Source organism: Cellulosimicrobium sp. 72-3, from assembly GCF_013127315.1.
Classification (GTDB): Bacteria; Actinomycetota; Actinomycetes; order Actinomycetales; family Cellulomonadaceae; genus Cellulosimicrobium; species Cellulosimicrobium funkei.
The window spans coordinates 81,822-92,318 of the sequence record NZ_CP053419.1; the positions used below are offsets into that span (position 1 = coordinate 81,822).

At 75.1% G+C, this 10,497-nt stretch carries 12 protein-coding genes; 9 read left to right on the forward strand and 3 right to left on the reverse strand.

Annotated features, from left to right (window positions below; all coding sequences use genetic code 11):
- The first annotated feature begins 61 nt into the window (after nt 1-61).
- The gene (locus tag HKK73_RS00385) at nt 62-772 is read left to right on the forward strand and encodes a metal-dependent transcriptional regulator (RefSeq protein ID WP_043659817.1); all 711 of its coding nucleotides are present in this window, start codon (nt 62-64) and stop codon (nt 770-772) included.
- Nucleotides 773-901: 129 nt separating this feature from the next.
- On the opposite strand, the gene HKK73_RS00390 is transcribed toward HKK73_RS00385, so the two are convergent.
- Complete coding sequence (locus tag HKK73_RS00390) at nt 902-1,525, reverse strand: superoxide dismutase (RefSeq protein WP_074804415.1); 624 nt, start codon at nt 1,523-1,525, stop codon at nt 902-904.
- 256 nt (nt 1,526-1,781) lie between these two features.
- Between HKK73_RS00390 and arfB the strand changes: the two genes are divergently transcribed.
- Complete coding sequence (gene arfB / locus HKK73_RS00395) at nt 1,782-2,219, forward strand: alternative ribosome rescue aminoacyl-tRNA hydrolase ArfB (protein WP_085386931.1); 438 nt, start codon at nt 1,782-1,784, stop codon at nt 2,217-2,219.
- A 102-nt stretch (nt 2,220-2,321) separates the two neighbouring features.
- Here arfB and HKK73_RS00400 read toward each other — a convergent pair whose 3' ends face one another.
- Entirely contained in the window at nt 2,322-2,951 is a 630-nt protein-coding gene (locus HKK73_RS00400; RefSeq protein WP_253705723.1) for a putative glycolipid-binding domain-containing protein, read from the reverse strand.
- Between the two features lie 61 nt (nt 2,952-3,012).
- Here HKK73_RS00400 and HKK73_RS00405 point away from each other — a divergent pair, with 61 nt between their 5' ends.
- A complete protein-coding gene (locus tag HKK73_RS00405; RefSeq protein ID WP_171467173.1) occupies nt 3,013-3,432 on the forward strand; it encodes a VOC family protein in 420 nt (139 codons plus the stop codon).
- On the opposite strand, the gene HKK73_RS18850 is transcribed toward HKK73_RS00405, so the two are convergent.
- Nucleotides 3,429-4,013 (reverse strand): LuxR C-terminal-related transcriptional regulator, encoded by a 585-nt coding sequence (locus HKK73_RS18850; RefSeq protein WP_216608025.1) that lies wholly within the window; start codon nt 4,011-4,013, stop codon nt 3,429-3,431. The two genes, HKK73_RS00405 and HKK73_RS18850, sit on opposite strands and share 4 nt — an antisense overlap.
- Nucleotides 4,014-4,242: 229 nt before the next feature.
- On the opposite strand from HKK73_RS18850, the gene HKK73_RS00415 reads away from it, so the two are divergent.
- The 6 genes from HKK73_RS00415 (at nt 4,243) to HKK73_RS00440 (ending at nt 10,491) form a co-directional block, all read left to right on the forward strand.
- Complete coding sequence (locus HKK73_RS00415) at nt 4,243-6,063, forward strand: fatty acyl-AMP ligase (RefSeq protein ID WP_186325338.1); 1,821 nt, start codon at nt 4,243-4,245, stop codon at nt 6,061-6,063.
- Nucleotides 6,060-6,326, forward strand: coding sequence for an acyl carrier protein (locus tag HKK73_RS00420; RefSeq protein WP_144723492.1), 267 nt, complete (start codon nt 6,060-6,062; stop codon nt 6,324-6,326). Before HKK73_RS00415 ends, HKK73_RS00420 begins: the two co-directional genes overlap by 4 nt.
- Nucleotides 6,323-7,363, forward strand: a complete 1,041-nt coding sequence (locus tag HKK73_RS00425; RefSeq protein ID WP_171467176.1) for a 3-oxoacyl-[acyl-carrier-protein] synthase III C-terminal domain-containing protein — start codon at nt 6,323-6,325, stop codon at nt 7,361-7,363. Before HKK73_RS00420 ends, HKK73_RS00425 begins: the two co-directional genes overlap by 4 nt.
- A complete protein-coding gene (locus HKK73_RS00430; RefSeq protein WP_171467177.1) occupies nt 7,360-8,817 on the forward strand; it encodes an ATP-grasp domain-containing protein in 1,458 nt (485 codons plus the stop codon). The genes HKK73_RS00425 and HKK73_RS00430 overlap by 4 nt, the downstream gene beginning before the upstream one ends.
- A complete protein-coding gene (locus HKK73_RS00435; protein ID WP_171467178.1) occupies nt 8,814-10,133 on the forward strand; it encodes a type III PLP-dependent enzyme in 1,320 nt (439 codons plus the stop codon). The genes HKK73_RS00430 and HKK73_RS00435 overlap by 4 nt, the downstream gene beginning before the upstream one ends.
- Nucleotides 10,134-10,206: 73 nt before the next feature.
- Nucleotides 10,207-10,491: an acyl carrier protein gene (locus HKK73_RS00440; protein ID WP_171467179.1), complete on the forward strand. Its 285-nt coding sequence runs from the start codon at nt 10,207-10,209 to the stop codon at nt 10,489-10,491.
- Nucleotides 10,492-10,497 lie beyond the last annotated feature (6 nt).

Consider the following 10,497-nt stretch of genomic DNA (forward strand, 5'->3'; position numbering starts at 1 on the left):
TGAGAGAGCGCTAGACTGGAATGGTTCCAGAGAAGAGTGCGTACCTGCCGCGGGAGGCCGAGTGACCGACCTGATCGACACCACCGAGATGTACCTGAAGTCGATCTACGAGCTGCAGGAGGAGGGGATCCCCCCGCTGCGCGCGCGGATCGCCGAGCGCCTCGGGCACTCGGGGCCGACGGTCTCGCAGACCGTGGCGCGCATGGAGCGCGACGGCCTCGTCGTCGTCGGGGGTGACCGCCAGCTCGAGCTCACGGCCCTCGGCCAGCAGACGGCGGTGCGCGTCATGCGCAAGCACCGCCTCGCCGAGCGCCTGCTCACCGACGTCATCAAGCTCGACTGGGAGCACGTCCACACCGAGGCCTGCCGGTGGGAGCACGTGATGAGCGACCTCGTCGAGCGGCGCCTCGTCGGGCTCCTCGACCACCCGGCGCACGACCCGTACGGCAACCCCATCCCCGGCCTGCGCGAGCTCGGCGAGGATCTGCCCGAGGTCGGCTACCTCCAGGGCGTCGTGTCCCTGCGCGCGCACCTCGTCGCGCGCGGCGCGGTGCCGGGCACGGAGGTGCGCGTCGTGCTCCAGCGCATCGCCGAGCCGATCCAGGTGGACGTCGAGCTGCTCGCGCGGTTCGCCGAGGCCGGCGTGCTCCCGCACCGGACCCTCGTGGTCACGGTGGGTGACGGCGTCGTCACCGCCTCGGGCGAGGGCGCCCTGACCGTCCTCGACCTGCCCGACGACGTCACGCGCCACCTCTTCGTGACCGCGGACTGACGGTCTTGTGGCCCTGGACGGCCGCCGAGAACGAGGTTGGTCCCGCTATCCACCGGATAGCGGGACCAACCTCGTTCTGGTGGGGGAGCGGGGTCGTGCTCGCCTACCGGTGTCGTGCGGTGGGGGTCGTCAGGGGACGATGAGCCCGGCGGTCTGGGTCTTGGCGCGCTGGAGGCGGGCCTCGGCGTCGGACCAGTTGACGAGGTTCCACCAGGCGGTGACGTAGTCGGCGCGCACGTTCTGGTAGTCGAGGTAGTAGGCGTGCTCCCAGACGTCGAGCAGGACGATGGGGGTCAGGCCGAGGGTGAGGTTGCCCTGCTGGTCGTAGAGCTGGACGGTGATGAGCTTCTGGCCGATGGAGTCCCAGGCGAGGATGGCCCAGCCGGAGCCCTGGACGCCGGCAGCGACGGCGGCGAACTGCTTCTTGAAGGCGTCGAAGGAGCCGAAGTGCTCGTCGATCGCGGCGCCGATCTCGCCGGTGGGCTCGCCGCCGCCCTCGGGGGAGAGGTTGGTCCAGAAGGCGGAGTGGTTGACGTGGCCGCCGAGGTTGAACGCGAGGTTCTTCTCGTGGAGGTTGATCGCGGCGAAGTCGCCGGACTCGCGGGCCTCGGCGAGCTTCTCCAGGGCGGTGTTCGCGCCGGTGACGTAGGCCTGGTGGTGCTTGGAGTGGTGCAGCTCCATGATCCGCCCGGAGATGTGCGGCTCGAGCGCACCGTAGTCGTAGGACAGCTCGGGGAGAGTGTAGACAGGCATGGTTCCTCAGGTTCCTTCCGTCGGTATGCAGCCACGCTAGGACCTCGACCACGGTTGAGGTCAAGGAGGGCGCGCTGTGATCTTGCAGGTCGGACGGGTCGTCCCGCCCGTCGAACGACTGCGCCGAGCACGCGGTCCGCGACCGGGAGGGCGCCTTTCCGGTCGCTCGACCCGTGCTCGACGGACGGTGGTCGGCCAGGGGGCCGGGGTCCGAATCCGTTGGGCTGGGGGGCTCCTCGTCGGGCACGATGGACGGATGCCCGACGACGCCCGCACCGGCCTGCGCGTGACGACCGCACTGGTCGTCCCCGAGGCGGAGCTGTCGTGGCGGTTCTCGCGCTCGTCCGGCCCCGGCGGGCAGGGCGTCAACACGACGGACTCGCGCGTCGAGCTGTCGTGGGACGTCGCCCGGTCGGCGGTGCTCACCGACGCCCAGCGCGCGCGCCTGCTCGACCGGCTGGGTCGCCGCGTCGTCGGGGGCGTCGTCACGGTCGCGGCGTCCGAGCACCGGGAGCAGCGGCGCAACCGCGAGGCGGCGCGCACCCGGCTCGCCGCGCTCCTGGCCGCGGCCGTCGCGCCGCCCGGGCCGTCACGGCGGGCGACGCGGCCCACGCGCGGGTCCGTCGAGCGGCGGATCGCCGCCAAGAAGCGGCGGACCGACGTCAAGCGCCTGCGCCGCCCGCCGCAGGACTGACCGGGCGGGCACGCCTCACCGACCACGACCCTGCGCGCGGTCGAGCACGAGCCTCCTGTCGTCCTCGACGCGAGAGCGACAGCAACCTCGTGGTCGGCGGGGTCAGAGGCGGCGCGCGAGCTCCGGGTAGTCCACCACGAGACCGTCGGCGTCGACGGTGAGGTCGGCCGTGAAGTCGCGCGTCGCGCTCCTGTACCTGACGACGCCCTGCCCGGTCGCGGGGTCGAGCGGCTCGCGCGCCGCGTAGACCTGGTCGCTGCGCAGGACGCGCAGCGACGGCACCTCGACCCAGGCCATGACGAGGTGCGTCTCGTGCGCCGGCGGGTCGTCCCCGAGCAGGCCGAGCCGCAGGATCGGCATCGTGTTCGTCACCGGGCAGAGCGCGATGTCGCAGTCCAGCGCCCCGTCGAGCGTGGCCGGGTCCGCCACCCCGGGCGCGGCCAGGCCCGACGGCGGCGTCCCCGTCTCGCGCACGTCGGCCCGCCACGCGCCGTCGGGCGTCCGGACGAGGTCGAGGTGCCGCGACCACCCGAGGCCCCGCACCGACACGTCGAGGTGCTCCGTCACCCAGCCCGGCCCGGTGCGCAGCGCCCACGCGGTGGCGTACGTCGTCGCGCGCGACGTGCCGAGCGCGGCCAGGCGGTCGCCGCGCACGGTGACCGTCGCCGCCTCGAGGCGGTCCGGGTCGTCGTCCCAGCCGGTCCATGCGACGTGCCTCGTCCGTGGGCTCACGCCGGTCAGTGTGGGCCGAAAAGCCGGTGCCCGCGCGGCGAGCGCGTGGCAGGGTCGCGCCATGACCTCTCGTATCTCCCACACCACGTTCGACGCGCGGGACGCCTACGCGCAGTCCGTCTTCTGGGCCCAGGTGCTCGGGTACACCGACGTGCCCGGCGACCCGAACCTCCCCGGCCACGAGGAGTGCATGATCGTCCCGCCGTCCGACGCGACGACGCCCGCCGAGAGCCGTGGGCACGTCCTGTTCGTCGAGGTGCCCGACGACAAGCAGCTGAAGAACCGCGTCCACCTCGACCTGCGGCCCACCGACGGGTCGCGCGAGGAGGAGGTCGAGCGCCTGCTCGCGCTCGGCGCGACCCAGGTCGCCGACCGTCGCACGCCCGACGGCGGCGGCTGGGTCGTCCTCGCCGACCCCGAGGGCAACGAGTTCTGCATCCTGCGCAGCGACGCCCAGGTCGCGGCGGACGCGGCGCGCTAGCGGTCGGTCATCCGGATCCAGCCGCGCTGCGCGGCCCGGACGCCGGCCTCGAACCGGCTGGTGGCGCCGAGCCGTCCCATGAGGCCGGCGGCGTGACGGCGCACGGTGCGGGGCGAGACGCCGAGCCGGACGGCGACGGCGGTGTCGGTCTTGCCCTCGGCGAGCAGCCGCAGCAGCGTGTCCTCGCTCGGGGCGAGGGCGTCGCCGTCGGGCCGCGCGCGGTCCCACTCGGACTCGGCGAGGGCACGGAGGGCGGCGACGGCGTCGCGGTCGGTCACGGCGCGCGTGCGCCCGGGGCGCGCCACGAGCACGACGGTGGCGTCGAGGGCGACGAGCGACACCGGGAGTGAGGTCGCGACCCGTCGCTCGACCGCGGGGGCGCCGCCCGCACCGCCGGCGCCGAGCGTCACGACGCGGAGGCGTGCGGCGTGGCGGGTGCGCTCGCGGACCCGGACCCACAGCGGCTCCGGACAGGTCTCGCTGCCGTCGTCGAGGACGAGGACGTCGTGCGCGCGGCGCAGCGCGAGGGCCCGCGCGGAACGGCGGGCCCCGAGGACCGGGTCCCGCTCCGTCGAGGTCACGCCGTGTGACTGTAGTCGACCCCGGCAACGGTCCCGGGCCGTCCCGCGGTGCGGACCGACCTGACGGGTTGCGGCCGAGAGAAGGCATTTGTCCTCTTCCGGCCACGGGAATTTGTTTACACCGCGAGCAACCGCTGCGAGGCTTCCCCCGGACCGCCGGGGTGGGGCGCGTGCTTCCCGGCGTCCGCGTGCGTCGGGACGGTCCCGGCGCCGGCGAGCAGGGGGCGACGTGGGCGTGCTGCCGGACGACCGGACTCTCGTGGACCTCGTCCGCGACCATGTGCGCGAGCGCCCGGACCACCCCGCGGTCGTCGTCGTGCCGGAGGTGGGGGAGCGTCGGACGCTCACCTACGCCGAGCTCGACGCGCAGGCGGCGGCGCTCGCGGGGCGGCTCGCGTCCCTGCACCAGCCGGGCGACCGGGCCCTGGTCCTCTACTCCGCCACCGCGTCGTTCGTCGTCGGGCTCCTCGCGTGCTTCTCCGCCGGGCTGGTCCCCGTCCCGTCGCCCCTCCCGGGCGGGCAGGCGTACCAGCGCGAGCGCGTGCGGGGCATGCTCGCGGACTGCGACGCCGCGGTGGTGCTCGTCGACCCGACCGCGGCGACCGAGACGACGGAGTGGGCCGAGCCGCTGCAGCGCGCCGACGGCGGCCCGGTCGTCGTCACCGTGGTCGACGGCGCGACGGACGGCCCGGCGCGGCGGGACCGCCCCGGTCCGCAGGACGTCGCGTTCCTCCAGTACACCTCCGGGTCCACGAGCAGCCCCAAGGGCGTCGTGGTCACGCACGCGAACGTGCTGCACCACCACGACGCCTTCACGACGACGCTCGGCCTCGTCCCGGACGACGTCTTCTGCAGCTGGCTCCCGGGGTACCACGACTTCGGCCTCGTCGGGATGCTGCTCGTGCCGCTCGGCCTCGGGGCGACGGCGGTCGTCGTGCCCTCGACGTCGTTCCTCAAGCGCCCTGTCCGCTGGCTCTCCGCCATCACCGAGACGGGGGCGACCGTCACGGCGTCGCCGAACTTCGGCTACGACCAGTGCGCGCGGCGCGTGCGCGACGACCAGCTCGCCGAGCTCGACCTGTCCCGCCTGCGCTGGGCGCTCGGCGGCGCCGAGCCGGTCGACCCGGCCGTCCTCGACGCGTTCACGCGCCGGTTCGAGCCCGTGGGCTTCCGCGGGTCCGCGCACGGCCCGGGCTACGGCCTCGCGGAGGCGACGCTGACGGCCACGTACCCCGACAGGCGGCTCCCGCTCGTCGTCACGGCGGACGAGACGGCGCTCGCCGACGGCCGCCTGGTCGTGACGGAGGAGGCGACGTACCTGTCCGCCCTCCCCGACGCTGCGGCGGTCGAGGGGCCGGGCGCGCGCCTCGTGTGCTGCGGCGTGCCGAGCGGGGTAGAGCTGCGGGTCGTGGACGGCGAGGGCGCCACCGTGCCGGACGGCGCGGTCGGCGAGGTCTGGCTGCGCGGCGGCAGCGTCGCGGCCGGGTACTGGGGCGACGCGGCGGCGTCCGCGACGGCGGAGACCTTCGGCGCCGTCGCCGCGGACGGCACGGGCCCGTGGCTGCGGACCGGCGACCTGGGGGCCCTGCACGGCGGCCAGCTCGTCGTCACGGGCCGCATCAAGGAGCTCCTCATCGTCGCGGGGCGCAACCTCTACCCGTACGACCTGGAGCGCGAGCTGCGCCGCCTGCACCCCGGGGCCGAGGGCCGCCCGGGCGCGGTGTTCGAGGCGGACGGCCGACCGGGAACGCTGTGCGCGGTCCAGGAGTTCCGCCCCACGCCGGGCGCCCGGGCGGGCGGGGCGGCGAGCGCCGAGGAGGAGCTGGACGCCGTCGTCCGGCAGATGGCGGCCCACCTCGCGACGGTCTCGGGCGCCGCGGTGCACGACGTCGTCCTCGTGCGTCCCGGCCAGGTGCCGCGGACCACGAGCGGCAAGATCCAGCGCGGCCGGGCGCGCGACCTGCACGGCCGGGGCGACCTGGCCGCGCTCCACTCCCTGCGCGCGGCCCGCGACCGCGCGCACCCCGAGCTCGCAGGGAGCCGACCATGACCGCACCCCGCCCCGACGCCTTCGACGACCTCGTGCTGCGCCACGTCGCCACCGCGCTCGGCGTCGCCCCCGCCGACGTGGACCCAGGGGCCGACCTCGCCGGGCTCGGCCTCGGCTCGGTCCAGGTGCTGGCGCTGCTCGGCGACCTGGAGGACGTCCTCGGCGTCGACATCGACCCGGAGGCCGTCGTCGACAACCCGACGCCCCGCGCGCTCGCGGCGCACCTGCGCAGCGTCGTCGACGTCCCCGGGACGGCGGCATGACGACCCTCGTCGACGTCGGCGCGCACGTGCCCGCGACGCGCGTGCCGATCCGGGACCTCGCCGACGAGCTCGGCCTCGACCACCTCGAGCTCGGCGTGTTCGAGCGGTTCTTCGGGCTGCGCGAGGTGTGCACGGCGCCGGGGCAGACCCTCACCGACCTGCTCGTCGCCGCGGCGCGCGCCGTGCCCGGGCTCGCGGGCAACGAGCACCGCGTCCGGTACGTGCTGGGGGCGCGGACCATCGCGACGGTCGCCCCGGTCGGGATGAACCCCCTGCACGACGCCGCGACGCGCCTGGGTCTGGACCACGCGGTCGTGTGGACGCTCACCCAGCACGCGTGCGCGTCGGCGCTGCTCGCGGTCGACCTGGCGGGGCGCCTCCTCGCGTCGGACGGCGACCCGGACGCGCTCGCGCTCGTGCTCACGGGCGAGAAGGCGTTCAGCCCGGGCTCCCGGCTCATCGAGGGCACGACGATCATGGGCGAGGGCACGGCGGCGTGCCTCGTCGCGGCGTCAGGCCCGGCAGGCTCGTCCGCCGACGGGCCCGCGTCGGGCAGCCCCGTGCTCGCCTACGCGACCCGCACGCTGGGCGAGTACCACCAGGTGCCGCTCCCCGAGGACCTCGCGGGCCCGTTCGGCGTCGCGTACACCGAGGTGCTCGCCGAGGTCGTGCTGGAGGCCGTCGAGCGCGCGGGCCTCACGCTGAACGACCTCGCGCTGGTCCTGCCGCACAACGTCAACCGCGTGTCCTGGCGGCGGCTGTGCGCGCGTCTCGGCCTCCCGCTCGCGCGCGTCCGGCTCGACGACGTCCCGGTGACCGGGCACTGCTTCGGGGCGGACTCGTTCATCGGCTACGCCGCCGCGCGCGCCGAGGGCCGGCTGCGGCCCGGCGACCCGTTCCTCATGGTCGCCGTCGGGCTGGGCGCCACGTTCTCCGCCATGGTCCTGCGCCACGAGGCCTCGGAGGGCTCCGGGGTCACCGGGGTCTCCGAGGACTCCGACGGCGCCACGGCCCACGACACGAAGGAGCAGGCATGACGGTCGACCAGGTGACGGGGACCGCCCCGCAGACCACCACGGCGGCCGGCCGCGAGCCGTTCCTCGCGCGGACGAAGCGCGCGCTCGCGGGCGCGCCCGACGCGCCGCTCGTCCTGCTGGGGAACGTCGAGGTCGAGGACGCGTGGGCGGCCGGGGAGGTCGGCCTGCCCGCCGTCGGCGGCGCGTCGGCGACGGCGGCGCTCGTCCACCGCATGGACGAGCTCGCGCTGCTCCTCGCGGGCCCGCGCGACCACGTCGTGCTCAAGGCCGAGCCGGACCCCGACCACCTCGCGCACCTGGACGCGCTCGGCGTCGGGCTCCCCACGGTGCACGTCGCCGGGTCGAGCGACCCGCTGCGCACGGTGACGCTCGACGCGCTCGACTCGCCCGCGCTGCTCGCGCGCCTGGGGGAGCTCGCGGCGGACGGCGTGCGGCTCCTCGCGCACGGGACGTCGTCGGCCGAGGAGGACCTCGCGACGGCGACGGGCCTGCGCTCGGTGCTCCCCGACGCGGCGACGACCAAGACCGTCAACAGCAAGGTCTACAGCCGCGGGCTGTGCGACGAGCTGGGCGTGGAGCAGGCGCGTGGCTGGGCGTGCCGCACCGTCGAGGACTTCGAGCGTGCGTGCGCCGAGGCCGCGCGGCTCGTCGCGGACGGCGCGACCGTCGGCGTCAAGGACGCGTACGGCGTCTCCGGGAAGGGGATCCTCGTCGTCGACGACCCGCGCCGGCTCGACCAGCTCGTGCGCATGGTCGCGCGCCGGGCCGCGCGCTCGGGCGACGACCGCCTCGCCGTCGTGGTGGAGGTGTGGGCCGACAAGGCGACGGACCTCAACTACCACTTCACCGTCGCGCGGGACGGCTCGGTCGCGTTCGACTTCGTCAAGGAGGCGATCACGGAGGGCGGCGTCCACAAGGGCCACCGCATCCCGTCGCGCCTGCCGGCGGAGCAGGTCGACGCGCTGGCCGAGCTGTCGGGCCGCCTCGGCGCGCGGCTCGCGGCCGACGGCTTCCACGGCCTCGTCGGGGTCGACGCGCTCGTGCGCACCGACGGCCGGCTCCTGCCCGTGCTCGAGATCAACGCGCGCAGCAACATGTCGACGTACACCGTCCCGCTCCAGGAGCGGTTCCAGCCCGACGGGTGGGTCGCGCTCGCGCGCCAGTACCCGCTGGTGCTCGACGCGCCGCTCCCGTTCGCGGCGCTCCACGACCTGCTCGGCGACCTGCTGCCCGGCGCCCCCGGCGAGGCGGGCCTCGTGGTCCAGGGGACCGGCACGGTCAACGCGGGGGCGTCGGGCGCGTCCGGGCCGACGCCGGGCACGACGTTCGCGGGCCGGCTCCACGGCCTCCTCGTCGCGCCCGACGAGGACACCCTGACCCGCCTCGACCGCGCCGTGACGGAGCGGCTGGCCTCGCGGCCCACCGCCCGCCCCACCCAAGGAGACGCCCGATGACCACGACCCCGACCCGGCCGACGACGCCCGGGAGCGCGGACCTCGCCGCGGTCGCGGAGCGGTACGGGACCCCCGTGTACGTGTACGACGGCGACGTGCTCGCCGCGAACTACCGGGCGCTGCGCGAGCGGCTGCACCCCGCGCTGGGGATCTTCTACTCGCTCAAGGCGAACCCGAACGTCAGCGTCTGCGGGCTGCTGCACGCGCTCGGCGCGAACGCCGAGGTGTCGTCGCTCGCCGAGCTGCGCACCGCGCTCGCCGCGGGCGTCGCACCGCAGGACGTCCTGTTCCTCGGTCCCGGCAAGAGCCGGGACGAGCTCGTCTCGTGCCTCAACACGGGCGTGCGCGCGATCATCGTCGAGTCGCTCCCCGAGCTCGCGCTCGTGGACGAGCTCGCGCAGGCGGTGGGACGGCCCGCGCGCGTCGTGCTGCGCGTCAACCCGTCGTTCTCGGTCAAGGGCTCCGGGCTCACCATGGGCGGCAAGCCGCGCCAGTTCGGCATCGACGAGCAGCAGCTCCTCGACGCGCCCGACCTGTGCGACGGCCTCGCCGCGGCCCGCGTCGTGGGCGTCCAGGTGTACATGGGGACGCGGATCCTCGACGAGGGCACGATCGTCGAGAACACGACGCGGATCTTCGAGCTCGCCGAACGGCTCGCGGAGCGCCTGCGGTTCCCGCTCGAGCTCGTCGACGTCGGCGGCGGCCTGGGCGTCGCGTACTTCGAGCGCGAGCGCGACCTCGACGTCGAGGTCCTCACCGCGGCGCTCAACCCCGTCGTCGAGGCGTTCGTGCAGCGCCACCCCCGGACCGACCTCGTCATGGAGCTCGGCCGCTACCTCGTGGCGCTCTGCGGCACGTACGTCGCGCGCGTGCGGTACGTCAAGGAGTCGATGGGCGAGCGGTTCGCCGTGGCCGACGGCGGCACGAACCACCACATGGCGGCCGTCGGTATCGGGTCGTTCGTCAAGCGCAACTTCCCGATGCGTCGCGTGGGGACCGCCTCGACCGCCGAGGACGTCGCGTGGAACGTGACGGGCCCGCTCTGCACCCCCAACGACACGATCGGCAAGGCCGTGCCGCTCCCGGCCGACCTCGCGCCGGGCGACCTCGTCGCGGTGGACCGCTCCGGCGCGTACGGCGCGACGGCGTCGCCGGTGCACTTCCTCAGCCACGGGTACCCGGCCGAGGTGCTCACGCTGGGCGACGAGACGTTCCTCGTCCGGCACGCGGACACGCCCGACGACCTCCTCGCGCGCCAGGTGTTCCACGACCTCGGCGCGCGGGTCGAGCCCGTCGCCGTCGGCGCCGTCCCCTGACCCACCGCCCGTCCGTCGTCGTCCAGCCACCGCCCGCCCCGCGGGCGCCGACCCACCACCCGGAGGAACCATCGTGAGCACCAGCACCGAGCCGCAGGAGGCCCTCGGCCGCGAGCGCGTCGTCGGGGCCGTCGTCGAGGCCCTGTCGAGCGTCCTCGGGCGACCGCTGCCTGACGTGACTGCGGCGACGCGCCTGTTCGACGACCTCGACCTCGACTCCACGAGCGTCCTCGGCCTGCTCATGGCCCTCGAGGACTCGCTCGACATGGAGGTCGACCCGGAGTCGCTCGAGCAGCACCACCTCGAGACGGTCGGCTCGCTGACCGGCTTCGTCGTCGAGCACTCGACCCGGAACTGACGTGCC

Bases quoted from the DNA above. Each gene is read 5' to 3' on its own strand.
- HKK73_RS00390 (WP_074804415.1), bottom strand. From the start codon at position 1,525: ATGCCTGTCTACACTCTCCCCGAGCTGTCCTACGACTACGGTGCGCTC.
- arfB (WP_085386931.1), top strand. From the start codon at position 1,782: ATGCCCGACGACGCCCGCACCGGCCTGCGCGTGACGACCGCACTGGTC.
- HKK73_RS00405 (WP_171467173.1), top strand. From the start codon at position 3,013: ATGACCTCTCGTATCTCCCACACCACGTTCGACGCGCGGGACGCCTAC.
- HKK73_RS00420 (WP_144723492.1), top strand. From the start codon at position 6,060: ATGACCGCACCCCGCCCCGACGCCTTCGACGACCTCGTGCTGCGCCAC.
- HKK73_RS00425 (WP_171467176.1), top strand. From the start codon at position 6,323: ATGACGACCCTCGTCGACGTCGGCGCGCACGTGCCCGCGACGCGCGTG.
- HKK73_RS00430 (WP_171467177.1), top strand. From the start codon at position 7,360: ATGACGGTCGACCAGGTGACGGGGACCGCCCCGCAGACCACCACGGCG.
- HKK73_RS00435 (WP_171467178.1), top strand. From the start codon at position 8,814: ATGACCACGACCCCGACCCGGCCGACGACGCCCGGGAGCGCGGACCTC.